The sequence below is a fragment of the Pseudomonas sp. S2_H10 genome (assembly GCF_054668285.1).
The window spans coordinates 4,159,537-4,172,902 of record NZ_CP162754.1 but is presented as its reverse complement, the minus strand read 5'-3'; the positions used below and the strand labels follow the sequence as shown (position 1 = coordinate 4,172,902).

At 60.1% G+C, this 13,366-nt stretch carries 8 protein-coding genes; 3 read left to right on the top strand and 5 right to left on the bottom strand.

Annotated features, from left to right (window positions below; genetic code table 11):
• The first annotated feature begins 36 nt into the window (after positions 1-36).
• On the top strand, positions 37-2,730 hold the full coding sequence (locus tag AB4O16_RS18675) for a putative bifunctional diguanylate cyclase/phosphodiesterase (RefSeq protein ID WP_160390573.1): 2,694 nt from the start codon (positions 37-39) through the stop codon (positions 2,728-2,730).
• A 63-nt stretch (positions 2,731-2,793) separates the two neighbouring features.
• Positions 2,794-3,441 carry a peptide-methionine (S)-S-oxide reductase MsrA gene (gene msrA / locus AB4O16_RS18670; RefSeq protein ID WP_160390574.1) on the top strand — a complete coding sequence of 216 codons (648 nt, stop codon included), beginning with the start codon at positions 2,794-2,796 and terminating at the stop codon, positions 3,439-3,441.
• A 104-nt stretch (positions 3,442-3,545) separates the two neighbouring features.
• Here the strand turns inward: msrA and AB4O16_RS18665 are convergent, their stop codons facing one another.
• The 5 genes from AB4O16_RS18665 to putP form a co-directional block, all read right to left on the bottom strand.
• Positions 3,546-4,382 carry a 23S rRNA (adenine(2030)-N(6))-methyltransferase RlmJ gene (locus tag AB4O16_RS18665; RefSeq protein WP_108216288.1) on the bottom strand — a complete coding sequence of 279 codons (837 nt, stop codon included), beginning with the start codon at positions 4,380-4,382 and terminating at the stop codon, positions 3,546-3,548.
• A 223-nt stretch (positions 4,383-4,605) separates the two neighbouring features.
• Positions 4,606-4,917 carry a hypothetical protein gene (locus tag AB4O16_RS18660; RefSeq protein ID WP_160390575.1) on the bottom strand — a complete coding sequence of 104 codons (312 nt, stop codon included), beginning with the start codon at positions 4,915-4,917 and terminating at the stop codon, positions 4,606-4,608.
• Positions 4,918-5,272: 355 nt separating this feature from the next.
• Positions 5,273-5,656 (bottom strand): hypothetical protein, encoded by a 384-nt coding sequence (locus AB4O16_RS18655; RefSeq protein ID WP_160390576.1) that lies wholly within the window; start codon positions 5,654-5,656, stop codon positions 5,273-5,275.
• Entirely contained in the window at positions 5,653-7,068 is a 1,416-nt protein-coding gene (locus tag AB4O16_RS18650) for a PAAR domain-containing protein (protein ID WP_460155516.1), read from the bottom strand. Before AB4O16_RS18650 ends, AB4O16_RS18655 begins: the two co-directional genes overlap by 4 nt.
• Before the next feature lie 283 nt (positions 7,069-7,351).
• Positions 7,352-8,836 carry a sodium/proline symporter PutP gene (gene putP, locus AB4O16_RS18645; RefSeq protein ID WP_460155515.1) on the bottom strand — a complete coding sequence of 495 codons (1,485 nt, stop codon included), beginning with the start codon at positions 8,834-8,836 and terminating at the stop codon, positions 7,352-7,354.
• Between the two features lie 459 nt (positions 8,837-9,295).
• Here putP and putA point away from each other — a divergent pair, with 459 nt between their 5' ends.
• Positions 9,296-13,246 carry a trifunctional transcriptional regulator/proline dehydrogenase/L-glutamate gamma-semialdehyde dehydrogenase gene (putA, locus tag AB4O16_RS18640; protein WP_160390579.1) on the top strand — a complete coding sequence of 1,317 codons (3,951 nt, stop codon included), beginning with the start codon at positions 9,296-9,298 and terminating at the stop codon, positions 13,244-13,246.
• Positions 13,247-13,366 lie beyond the last annotated feature (120 nt).

The following is a 13,366-nucleotide window of genomic DNA, read 5'->3' as shown; positions in this document are numbered from 1 at the left end:
CAGCGCGTTCAGCATATTCGAAGCGAGTTTCCCTCCATGAAAAGCCAACCCGATGCCGCCAGCCGTATGGTGGCCGAGGTAGTGACGCAGTTGCCTGTGCCCTCGCGGCTCGGCATGCTGCGTTTCGAACGGCTTAATGAACCCAGCTGGGCGCTGCTGTTTCTCGATCCCAATTGCGAACGCCAGTTCGGCCTGCCGGCCGTGGAGCTGTGTGCGCTGGTGGGTTCGCCCTACGCCAGCCTGATGGAACCGGAAGCGCGCTATCAACTTCACGATGCGATCCAGCAACAGCTGACCCAAAGCACGCATTACCTGATCCGCTACACCCTGCACACGGCCTCGGGCTCCCTGAATCTGCTGGAGCTGGGCGAAGCCTACAAACAACACAATCGCCACCTGTTGCGCGGCTACCTGCTGGTCATTGACGGCCTGTTCGAGGATGACCCGCTGCAACCGGCCCTGGATCTGGAAACCCAGAACTCGCGCCTGCAAATCGCCCTGGAGCTCAATCAGCGCGCCCAGCAGGAGCAACTGCTGCATCTGGACCGGGTACGTGCCCAGCAGGACCTGATCCTGCTGCTGACCCGTCAACGCTACAGCAGCAACAACTCCTTGCGCGAAGCTGCCGAGCTGATCACCCGCAGCGCCTGCGACATTTACCAAATCGACTGCGCCAGCCTGTGGAGCCTCGAAGGCTCGATGCTGGTGCCGATCTCGGCCTATCACCGTGCGAATCAGGAATACCTGCTGCCGCAGCCGATCGACGTCAGCGTTTTCCCCGATTACCTCGACGCCTTGCACACCGGCCGCGCCATCGACGCCCATAACGCCATGCGCGACCCGCGCACCCGGGAGATGGCCGAGAGCCTGCGCCCGCGCGACGTCAACGCAATGCTCGACGCCAGTATCCGTGTCGATGGCCAGGTCGTTGGCGTTCTGTGCCTGGAGCAGACCGGCGCGACCCGCGCCTGGCAATCTGATGAAATCGCCTTCGCCGGCGAACTCGCCGACCAGTTTGCCCAGGTCATCAGCAACCACAACCGCCGAACCGCCACCAGCGCCCTGCACCTGTTTCAGCGTGCCGTCGAACAGAGTGCCAACGCCTTTTTGCTGGTCAACTGCGATGGCGTGGTGGAGTACGTCAACCCGAGCTTCACCGCGATCACCCAGTATTCAACCGAAGAAGTGCACGGTCAGCGCCTGTCGGAACTACCGGCCCTGGAGAACCTCAGCGAACTGCTGTTCGACGCGCCCTCGGCGCTGGCCAAGAGCAACAGCTGGCAGGGCGAATTCAAGAGCCGCCGGAAAAACCTCGAACCCTACTGGGGCCAGTTGTCGATCTCCAAGGTTTACGGCGACAACCGCGAACTGACCCACTACATCGGCATCTACGAAGACATCACCCAGACCAAGCTGGCCCAGCAGCGCATCGAGCGCCTGGCCTACACGGACAACCTGACCAATCTCGGCAACCGCCCGGCCTTCATCCGCAACCTCGATGAACGCTTCGCCCGGGACAGCGACGCGCCGATCAGCCTGTTGCTGGTGGACATCGACAACTTCAAGCGGATCAACGACAGCCTCGGCCACCAGACCGGCGACAAACTGCTGATCAGCCTGGCCCGGCGCCTACGCAACAGCTTGATCCCGAGCGGCAGCCTGGCGCGATTCGCCAGTAACGAATTCGCCGTATTGCTGGACAACAGCGACCTCACGGTGGGCCAGCAAGTGGCCAACCAACTGCTGGCGACCCTCGACAAACCGATGTTCGTCGACAACCAGTTGATCAGCGTCACCGGCTCCGTGGGCCTGGCCTGCGCGCCGCTGCACGGGCGCGACCCGCAAACCCTGATGCGCAACGCCGGCCTGGCGCTGCACAAGGCCAAGGCCAACGGCAAACACCAGGTGCAAGTGTTCACCGAAGCGCTGAACGCCGAGGCCAGCTACAAGCTGTTCGTCGAAAACAACCTGCGCCGCGCCCTGACCCAGAACGAACTTGATGTGTTCTACCAGCCCAAGCTGTGCCTGCGCAGCGGTCGCCTGCTGGGCATGGAAGCGTTGCTGCGCTGGGACCATCCGGAAAAGGGCATGATCCGCCCTGACCAGTTCATCAGCGTCGCCGAAGAAACCGGCCTGATCATTCCGATCGGCAAATGGATCGCCCGCCAGGCCTGCCGCATGAGCAAAGCGCTGACCGCCGCCGGCCTGGGTAACCTGCAAGTGGCGATCAACCTGTCGCCCAAGCAGTTCTCCGATCCGGACCTGGTGGCCTCCATCGCCAACATCCTCAAGGAAGAAGCCCTGCCGGCTCATTTGCTGGAGCTTGAGCTGACTGAGGGCCTGCTGCTGGAAGCCACCGAAGACACCCACCTGCAGCTCGACCAGCTCAAGCGCCTGGGCCTGACCCTGGCCATGGACGACTTCGGCACCGGTTACTCGTCGCTCAGCTACTTGAAAAAATTCCCCATCGACATCATCAAGATAGATCGAAGCTTCATCCACGAAATCCCGGACAACCAGGACGACATGGAAATCACCTCCGCGGTGATCGCCATGGCCCACAACCTGAAGCTCAAGGTCGTGGCTGAAGGCGTCGAAACCGCCGAGCAGTTGTCGTTCCTGCGCCGTCACCGCTGCGACGTCGGCCAGGGCTACCTGTTCGACCGTCCGATCCCGGGCAACGAGCTGATCGAAAAGCTCAAACGCTACCCGCGTGGCCCAATCGCCTGACAGCGACCCAACTCTCGGGCAAACTGTTTGTCTGTCTAATTATCCTGACTGAGAGGACTGATCATGGTTCTGCGCTCGGAAATCCTGGTGAACAAAAACGTGCTCCCTACTAAAGAACAAGCTCTGCCTGGCCGCGAAACCCCGATGAACCTGCCGGAAAGACATTTCGTCCACGACGCCCCGCTACTGGGCCCGTTCGCCTCCGATGTCGACTTTGCAATCTTCGGCCTCGGCTGCTTCTGGGGCGCAGAACGTCGCTTCTGGCAGCGTGAAGGCGTGGTCAGCACCGTGGTGGGTTACGCCGGCGGCTTCACGCCAAACCCTACGTATGAAGAAGTCTGCTCAGGCCTGACCGGCCACACCGAAGTGGTGCTGGTGGTCTACGAGCCGGCAAAAGTCAGTTACGAAGAATTGCTGAAGATGTTCTGGGAACTGCACAACCCGACCCAGGGCATGCGCCAGGGCAACGACATCGGCACCCAGTATCGCTCGGTGATCTATGCGACCAACCCGACGCAACTGGCCGCCGCCGAACACAGCAAAGAAGTGTTCCAGGTCGAACTGACCAAGGCCGGCAAAGGCGTCATCACCACCGAAATCGAAGAAGCCCCAACGGTTTATTTCGCCGAGGCGTATCACCAGCAGTATCTGGCGAAGAACCCTGAAGGTTATTGCGGGATTGGCGGTACGGGCGTGACCTGCCCGATCTGACACAAAGCACTTTTAGGAGCCGGCTTGCTGGCGATGGCGGCAGACTGTCCAGCGGTGAACTCTGGACTGCTATCGCCAGCAAGCCGGCTCCTACGGGCCGAGCATTACTCGGCAATCAACCAATCCATCCGCCAGCCACCCTGGGTCTGGCCAAGCTTCTCGGACAACCACGGCAGCAGTTCACGCAACTCTTCCTCCAGCCCCCACGGCGGATTGGCAATCGCCAGCCCGGAACCGTTCAGGCTGTTCGGCGTATCCAGCGGATGCACCAGCAACTCCACGCGCAACAACTTCGGCGCACCGGTACCGGCCAGGTCCTGGTAGAAACGACGCAGCGCGCGCTGATCCTTCACCGGGTACCAGATAGCCGCCACGGTCTGGCGCATCCGGCCAATCGCCTCTTTCAGCGACGCGGCACAGCGCTGCATCTCGTCGAGCTTCTCGAACGGCGGATCGATCAGCATCACCGCACGCTTCTCCGGCACGGGCAGCAAGGCCCGGGGCACATGCCAGCCTTCGCCCAGGTGCACCTTGACCCGGCGATCACCGGCCATGTTGTCCTTGAGCAGCACGCCATCTTCCGGATGCTTCTCGTTGAGCAACACACGGTCCTGCGGACGAGTCAGGCGCCTCGCCAGCTCCGGCGACCCCGGGTAATAGCGCAACTGGCCATCCGGGTTCATCTCATGCAGCACCTGCATGTAATCAGCGGTCAGGATCGGCAGATCCGGCTGATCCCACAAACGCGCAATGCCTTCCAGGTACTCGCCGGTACGGCTGGCCTGATCACCCTGAAGGTCATACAGACCGATGCCAGCGTGGGTGTCGAGATAGGCAAACGGCTGCTCCTTGCGCGACATCAGGGCGATGAGGCGGGTCAAGGTCAGGTGTTTGAACACATCGGCGTGATTGCCGGCATGGAAGGCGTGACGATAATTCATGATTGCTCCTGCGCAGGCCGGGAAGTTTACCTTTTACCGGCCGGCAAGTCAGGGATTGGCGGCCAAGCGGCCCTGACAAATGACTTGCAAGGGCGCAAACCTGTAGGAGCCGGCTTGCTGGCGATGGCGGTGTATCAATCAACATGGATAACGTCTGACACACCGCTATCGCCAGCAAGCCGGCTCCTACAGATATCAGGCGTACTTGCCGCTACTGCGAAGGCTACGCCCGCAACCGCCGCCCAACCACTTCCAGCACATCACAGCCATCGCGCAACGAAATGGCGCAGAGCAAGGCGAAATCGCTGAGGATGAAGGACTCGCACTCGATCGAACCGCGCATGGACAGATTCTCAAGCACTTGGGTGACTGCGCGGATTCTGTAGTTGGCAGTGTCGGCGAGGATGTCGAGTGGCGCCTGGGTATCGACGAACAGGGTGGGCATGTCGGTGCAGTTGCTGGTCAATGCCATGAAGCGGTTGTCGGGATAGGGAGTTGGTTTTTCGTAGGGTGGGTCGGGATAAATTGTTTTCATTTTTTAACCTCTGGTAGAAGTGGGACTACCATCGGCCTTCCTACGGGCTTGGGTGGCAGCCATACGCGGGGTAGGAATATCGAGACCAGAGAACTCGACCACGCCGAAGCGTGCCCGCGCACAGCCGCCGCAACAGATCTTACGGTCGCACGTTAGTGGCCGCAAATCAGGTGTCGATGCCAAGCGTGTCTCATGGTCTTAACGGGTTCCTACACCCCACCACTGAATTGTCAGTGGCCGCTAAAGACTATCGATGGAACTCGCATCGCACCACTTCATGAAAACCGCTACGTTTTGAAGGAAACGTCCTAGGACCTTGCCCGGAAAATTCGCAGCAGCCCCAGTGCGTGCTTTATTAAATCGTGCCAATAATTTTTCCAATGCACCACACTAAAAATAGTGCACCTGAGAGTAATATTACGCTCCGCCACAAAATAACCAGCTTGCACTTTATTGGCTTTGGAAGACTCTCTATGTCCTCAGCACTGATACTGCCGTTTTCGATACCTTCACGTGGTGCTGAGACGTAATGGGCAATGCTGCTGATCATCCTCAACCGCCACCATGGCCCGCCGCGTCGCCAGAAAGCGAGAGCCGTAATTGCTGGGCTGTTTTTTAGGTGCTCGAAAAGTATATCTATCTTGGTGTAAGCCATATGAAGTGCTACTACGATCCAGACGAAAATCAGCAGGAGGATTCCGCCTCCAATAAAACCGAATATCGTCTCCGTTTTGCTCATCTCGTTGCCTCGTAGATAACGTCACCAATCCACTCGCCAACGCCGCTACCTACTACTCCGCCCACCAAGGCCCCTGTTGTTACCGTCACAGCGGTGCACACCCCGGTCCCCAAGCCGCCATTAGTTACCCCGAGTGCAATGCAGAGCCTACCGGTGGCCTTTACCGACAAAACAGCGCCCGCGGCGGCACCTCCCATGATCCCGCCAGAAAAGCTTCCCGCCTCAGTAAACCTGATTCGCTCGCATGCTTCGGCACGCCCTGCAGCACATACCTCCTGAACGTTCGAGACAGATACCCCTCCACCGACAGCAGTACCTAGCCAACCGCCGTATTTAACGTATTTAGAAGCCTTCGCCACACCTTCTAGATGCGTGGCATGACCGGGTATTTGCCCGGAAGGACTGGCATTGCTCCAGTGATAAACCAGGCTTTGACTGGAGATGCCCAGCATATTTTTCAAATTGATGTGGTCGGGAAACCCAATTCCCTTGCGGGTCAGCGTCGTCATATGGCTGTTGAGTTGTGCAAGCAAACGCTGTCGCTCTACAAAAAAGGCCGGCGAGCGCAGATGCCCATCTCTTTGGAGCGTCGTCTGTTGCAAGACTTCAATCTCCCTCAAGGCATTGCCGACGTTATCCAGATTATTTTTGAAAATACTCGCGCCGACGCCAATGGCGCCAGATCCGAAGGCCAAGATCGTCTGAATGGCATCCCGGTGTTGCACCATGAAATCCGCTTCTTCCGGGCTAAGCGTTTCAAGCACCTGATTGGTCCTGGCTGCCACATCCATAAGCAGCGCTTCTTCACGGGTGCACTGGTAGTTATTGGGATCGCTCAGCACGATCAGCGAGCCGGCTTTGACGTCGCGCAGGTTGGGATTGAGCAATTCGAATTTGCCCATCACTGCCGGGTCGCGAAGAGTGAAAAGCGAGGCCTCAAGCTGTTCGCGGGTGGTGCTCTTCGGAACGATGTAGAAGCCCGGCTCTACTAACTCTGCGCTGTTGTCACGCACCGGCACGGGAAGTGTTGGCATCGGCGCAAAGCTGGATGATCGTGACGCTACCGGAGCCCTCGCAGCGACAGGCTCGGCTTGCGCAGTAGCGGTTCGCGTGGTGTGTGGTGCAGCACTGCGCTCGGACTGGTAGCCCGCCGTGTCCTGCGACGGGATAAGCCCGGCTCTGCAAGAACAACTACTGAAGCTATCCAGCGACCCCGCCACCATCCTGCCATTGCTTTTGATGTAGGAAACACCGCCAGCAATCACGTAGATTTTATTGTCTTTGCCGCAGGAAACCCGGTCACCGTCGCGCGCATGGGCGAAGCCAAACATCATGATGTGAGTATCGCCCTCCAGAACTTTGCCGCCGCAGGTGGTCTTGTCGCCCTCACGAATGAAGTATCCCTTTGCCATTTACTGATCTCCCTCTCTACTGGCGCCTCAGTCGTGGGAAGCGCGCTACGTCTAACGATGGATAACGCCGACTCGGGAAGAGCGGGCTAACGCAAAGTACGTGGACAGGGAGGAAACTCAATACGGCCGGGAAAATCAGGAAATTTCTCACGATTAGGACTGAAAAGGACCACGGACACTGGAAGTCCAATGCCCGCTCCTTATATCAAGGGTGCAAAAAAAACGGCCCGCAACCTGAGGCTGCGAGCCGTTCTTTCATCCGCGATGGGATGACCTCAAACGATTACTTGTTCAAGCGGTAATCATTCTCTGCCGCCGCAAAACGCTGGAACATGCCGGCAGTCGGCGTGCCCATTTTGCTGACGAAGTAGATCGCCAGGCTGGCGAAGATGAAGCCTGGGATGATTTCGTACAGGCCCAGCAGTTCGAAGTGTTTCCAGACGATCACGGTGATCGCGCCGACCAGGATGCCGGCCAGTGCGCCGTTGCGGGTCATGTCTTTCCAGATCACGGAGATCAGTACGACCGGACCGAATGCGGCACCGAAACCGGCCCAGGCGTAGCTCACCAGGCCCAGTACGCGGTTTTCCGGGTTGGATGCCAGAGCGATGGCGATCAGGGCAACCAGCAGCACCATGGCGCGACCGACCCAGACCAGCTCGACCTGGGAAGCGGATTTACGCAGGAAGGTCTTGTAGAAGTCTTCGGTCAGGGCGCTCGAGCACACCAGCAACTGGCAGCTCAGGGTGCTCATCACCGCGGCCAGAATGGCCGACAGCAGGATACCCGCGATCCATGGGTTGAACAGGATCTTGGCCAGCTCGATGAACACACGCTCGTGGTTCTCGGTGACTGCGCCAGCCATGTCCGGGTGCGCCGAGAAGTAGGCGATACCGAAGAAGCCGACGGCCACGGTGCCGCCCAGGCACAGGATCATCCAGGTCATGGAAATGCGACGGGCCTTGGCGATCGATTTAACCGAATCGGCAGCCATGAAGCGCGCCAGGATGTGCGGCTGGCCGAAGTAGCCCAGACCCCAGCCCATCAGCGAGATGATGCCGATGAAAGTGGTGCCCTTGAGCATGTCGAAGTTGCTTGGATCCTGTGCTTCGATCGCCAGGAACGTGGTGTCTACACCGCCGGTAGCCAGCAGCACGATGATCGGCGTCAGGATCAGCGCGAAGATCATCAGGGTGGCTTGTACGGTATCGGTCCAGCTCACTGCCAGGAAACCACCGATGAAGGTGTAGGCAATCGTCGCCGCAGCACCGGCCCACAGCGCAGTCTCGTAGGACATGCCGAAGGTGCTTTCGAACAGACGGGCACCGGCCACGATGCCGGAAGCGCAGTAGATGGTGAAGAACACCAGGATCACGACCGCGGAGATGATCCGCAGCAGGCCGCTCTTGTCTTCGAAACGGCTGGCGAAGTAGTCCGGCAGGGTCAGCGCATCACCGTTGTGCTCGGTCTGCACACGCAGACGGCCGGCGACGAACAGCCAGTTCAGGTAGGCGCCGACGATCAGGCCGATGGCGATCCAGCTCTCGGACAAGCCGGACATGTAGATGGCGCCGGGCAAGCCCATCAACAACCAGCCGCTCATGTCGGAAGCACCGGCGGACAGTGCAGTCACGACGCTGCCCAGGCTGCGGCCGCCCAGGATGTAGTCGGAAAGGTTGTTGGTGGAGCGATAGGCCATCAGGCCGATCAGCACCATTGCTGCGATGTAGATCACGAACGTGATCAGGGTTGGATTGCTTACGCTCATTAAGTTACGCCCTGGCTTTGTTTTTATGTAGCGGCGGCTGGTGAACCGCTCGCAAACGCATACGTTTGACAGACGATTCGGGGGGCCACGCATTTATGACTGATGTTTCCCCAGGAAAGCCATCAGCCGGAGCACCTGGGTTTCCCGGGTTGCACCTTGGGCGCGAATGCTATTCAACAAAGCAAATAAGGTGCAACCAGTTTCTCGAGAATAAGTTGCACCCAGTCGGAAATAAATTTCAAAGCCGGTTTTTTGCTCCTTTTCGGAGCAAGAAAGAGCGCTGACCAACCTAAAAAGCACCAAGCAAATGCAGCACCGCCGTACCAGAATTTATTTCCTGACGAACTGCGTAATATTCCGACAAAAAAAGGGTTGCACCCGGTTGCACCTCAACAGTCGCACGGCTAATCTTGCCGCCAGCTGATGCCACGCAGTCGTGGCAAACATGAGGATAAAAACATGGCTACCACCACCCTTGGGGTCAAACTTGACGACCCGACCCGCGAACGCCTCAAGGCTGCCGCGACCTCGATTGATCGCACGCCGCACTGGCTGATCAAGCAGGCAATCTTCAATTACCTGGAAAAACTCGAGGGTGGTGCAACCCTGACCGAGCTGAGCGGTTTGACCAAGGATTCCGACGACAACGTCGATGCGCCTCTGGATCACGCCCACCAGTGCTTCCTCGAATTCGCCGAAAGCATCCTGCCGCAATCGGTGCTGCGTGCATCGATCACCGCCGCCTACCGTCGCCCTGAGCCGGAAGTCGTGCCGATGCTGATCGAGCAGGCGCGCCTGCCGGCACCGATGGCGGAAGCCACCAACAAGCTCGCTGCCTCCATCGCGGAAAAACTGCGCAACCAGAAGAGCGCTGGCGGCCGTGCCGGCATCGTCCAGGGCCTGCTGCAGGAGTTCTCCCTGTCGTCCCAGGAAGGCGTGGCGCTGATGTGCCTGGCCGAAGCGCTGCTGCGCATCCCGGACAAAGGCACCCGCGACGCGCTGATCCGCGACAAGATCAGCACCGGCAACTGGCATCCGCACCTGGGCAACAGCCCGTCGCTGTTCGTCAACGCCGCCACCTGGGGCCTGCTGCTGACCGGCAAGCTGGTGTCCACGCACAACGAAGCCGGCCTGACTTCCTCCCTGAGCCGCATCATCGGCAAGAGCGGCGAGCCGATGATCCGCAAGGGCGTCGACATGGCCATGCGCCTGATGGGCGAGCAGTTCGTCACCGGCGAAACCATCGCCGAAGCCCTGGCCAATGCGAGCAAGTTCGAAGCCAAGGGTTTCCGTTATTCCTACGACATGCTGGGTGAAGCCGCACTCACCGAGCACGACGCGCAGAAGTACCTGGCCTCGTACGAACAAGCCATCCACTCGATCGGCAAAGCCTCCCACGGTCGCGGGATTTATGAAGGCCCGGGCATTTCGATCAAGCTGTCGGCCCTGCACCCGCGCTACAGCCGCGCCCAGTACGAGCGCGTGATGGACGAACTGTACCCGCGCCTGCTGTCGCTGACCCTGCTGGCCAAGCAATACGACATCGGCCTGAACATCGACGCCGAAGAAGCCGACCGCCTCGAGCTGTCGCTGGATCTGCTCGAGCGCCTGTGCTTCGAGCCGCAACTGACCGGCTGGAACGGCATCGGCTTCGTCATCCAGGCTTACCAGAAGCGTTGCCCGTACGTGATCGACTACGTGATCGACCTGGCTCGCCGCAGCCGTCATCGCCTGATGATCCGCCTGGTGAAAGGCGCGTACTGGGACAGCGAGATCAAGCGCGCCCAGGTCGAAGGTCTGGAAGGCTACCCGGTCTACACCCGCAAGGTGTACACCGACGTTTCCTACATCGCTTGCGCCCGCAAGCTGCTGTCGGTACCGGAAGTCATCTACCCGCAGTTCGCCACGCACAACGCCCACACCCTGTCGGCCATTTATCACATCGCCGGTCAGAACTATTACCCGGGTCAGTACGAGTTCCAGTGCCTGCACGGCATGGGCGAGCCGCTGTACGAACAGGTTGTAGGCAAAGTTTCCGAAGGCAAGCTGAACCGTCCGTGCCGCGTGTACGCTCCGGTCGGCACCCACGAAACCCTGCTGGCGTATCTGGTTCGTCGCCTGCTGGAAAACGGCGCGAACACCTCGTTCGTCAACCGCATCGCCGACCAGTCGATTTCGATCCAGGAATTGGTGGCCGATCCAGTTGCTCAGATCGAGCAGATGGCGACCGTGGAAGGTGGTTTCGGCCTGCCGCACCCGCGCATTCCGCTGCCGCGTGACCTGTACGGTTCGGAACGCGCCAACTCCAGCGGCATCGACATGGCCAACGAACATCGCCTGGCTTCGCTGTCCTGCGCACTGCTCGCTACCGCACACAACCACTGGAAAGCGGCGCCGATGCTCGGTTGCGCCTCCAGCAACGAAGCGCCGGCACCGGTGCTGAACCCGTCCGACCTGCGTGACGTGGTCGGCCATGTACAGGAAGCCACCGTCGAAGACGTCGACAACGCGATCCAGTGCGCCTTGAACGCTGCACCGATCTGGCAGGCCACCCCGCCCGCCGAGCGCGCCGCGATCCTGGAACGTGCTGCTGACTTGATGGAAGCCGAGATCCAGCCGCTGATGGGCCTGCTGGCTCGCGAAGCCGGCAAGACCTTCGCCAATGCCATCGCCGAAGTGCGTGAAGCCGTGGACTTCCTGCGTTATTACGCAGTGCAGGCACGCAACGATTTCACCAACGACGCCCACCGTCCGCTGGGTCCAGTGGTGTGCATCAGCCCGTGGAACTTCCCGCTGGCAATCTTCAGTGGCCAGGTGGCTGCCGCACTGGCTGCCGGTAACCCGGTATTGGCCAAGCCTGCGGAACAGACTCCGCTGGTTGCCGCCCAAGCCGTGCGCCTGCTGCTCGAAGCCGGGATTCCGGAAGGCGTGCTGCAACTGCTGCCGGGCCGTGGCGAAACCGTCGGTGCCGGCCTGGTGGGCGACGATCGCGTCAAAGGCGTGATGTTCACCGGTTCCACCGAAGTCGCGCGCTTGCTGCAACGCAACATCGCCGGCCGCCTGGACAGCCAGGGTCGTCCGATCCCGCTGATCGCCGAAACCGGTGGCCAGAACGCGATGATCGTCGACTCTTCGGCACTGACCGAACAGGTGGTGATCGACGTGGTTTCATCGGCCTTCGACAGCGCCGGCCAGCGTTGCTCGGCCCTGCGCGTCCTGTGTCTGCAGGAAGATTCCGCCGACCGCGTCATCGAAATGCTCAAGGGCGCGATGGCTGAAAGCCGTCTGGGCAACCCTGAGCGTTTGTCCGTGGACATCGGCCCGGTGATCGACGCCGAAGCCAAGGCTGGCATCGAGAAACACATCCAGGCCATGCGCGACAAAGGTCGCAGCGTGTACCAGGTGGCCATCGCCGACGCCGAAGAAGTCAAACGCGGTACCTTCGTGATGCCGACGCTGATCGAACTGGAAAGCTTCGACGAGCTGCAGCGTGAAATCTTCGGCCCGGTCCTGCACGTGGTTCGCTACAAGCGCAAGGACATCGATCAACTGATCGGCCAGATCAACGCTTCCGGCTATGGCCTGACCCTGGGCGTGCACACCCGCATCGACGAGACCATCGCCAAGGTGATCGACAACGTCAATGCCGGTAACGTCTATGTAAACCGCAACATCGTCGGTGCCGTGGTCGGCGTGCAGCCGTTCGGCGGCGAAGGTCTGTCGGGCACCGGTCCAAAAGCCGGCGGCCCGCTGTACCTGTACCGCCTGCTGTCGACTCGTCCTACCGATGCCATCGAACAATCCTTCGCTCGCGGTGATGCTGCCGTGGCACCGGACGTTCGTCTGCGCGAAGCCATGAGCAAGCCGCTGACCGCCCTGAAAGCCTGGGCCGACAGCAACAAGTTCGCCGACCTGAGCACATTGTGCGTGCAGTTCGCCGCGCAATCGCAAAGCGGTATCACCCGCGTACTGGCCGGCCCGACTGGCGAGCGCAACAGCTATGCGATCCTGCCGCGCGAGCACGTACTGTGCCTGGCCGAAGTCGAAGGCGATCTGCTGACCCAGCTGGCTGCGGTACTGGCGGTTGGCGGTTCGGCGGTCTGGCCTGAAGGCGAGCTGACCAAGGCGCTGTTCGCACGTCTGCCGAAGGATATTCAGGCGCGCATCAAGTTGGTTGCCGACTGGAACAAGGACGAAGTGGTGTTTGATGCGGTTCTGCATCACGGCCATTCCGACCAGTTGCGCGCGGTGTGCCAGCAGGTTGCCAAGCGTGCCGGCGCCATCGTTGGCGTGCAGGGTCTGTCGCAAGGCGAATCCAACATTGCGTTGGAGCGTTTGGTGATCGAGCGGGCGTTGAGCGTTAACACCGCTGCGGCGGGTGGTAATGCGAGCCTGATGACCATCGGCTAAACCCGATAAACCGGACACCGCATAGGTGTCCTGGTCAGCAAAAAAACCTGTGGGAGCTGGCTTGCCAGCGATAGCGATGTGTCAGTCACCCTCAATGTTGACTGATCTGCCGCCATCGCT

Excerpts from the sequence above, each read along its gene's own strand:
- AB4O16_RS18655 (WP_160390576.1), bottom strand. The coding sequence starts at position 5,656 with ATGAGCAAAACGGAGACGATATTCGGTTTTATTGGAGGCGGAATCCTC.
- AB4O16_RS18665 (WP_108216288.1), bottom strand. The coding sequence starts at position 4,382 with ATGAATTATCGTCACGCCTTCCATGCCGGCAATCACGCCGATGTGTTC.
- AB4O16_RS18660 (WP_160390575.1), bottom strand. The coding sequence starts at position 4,917 with ATGAAAACAATTTATCCCGACCCACCCTACGAAAAACCAACTCCCTAT.
- AB4O16_RS18675 (WP_160390573.1), top strand. The coding sequence starts at position 37 with ATGAAAAGCCAACCCGATGCCGCCAGCCGTATGGTGGCCGAGGTAGTG.
- AB4O16_RS18650 (WP_460155516.1), bottom strand. The coding sequence starts at position 7,068 with ATGGCAAAGGGATACTTCATTCGTGAGGGCGACAAGACCACCTGCGGC.
- putA (WP_160390579.1), top strand. The coding sequence starts at position 9,296 with ATGGCTACCACCACCCTTGGGGTCAAACTTGACGACCCGACCCGCGAA.
- putP (WP_460155515.1), bottom strand. The coding sequence starts at position 8,836 with ATGAGCGTAAGCAATCCAACCCTGATCACGTTCGTGATCTACATCGCA.
- msrA (WP_160390574.1), top strand. The coding sequence starts at position 2,794 with ATGGTTCTGCGCTCGGAAATCCTGGTGAACAAAAACGTGCTCCCTACT.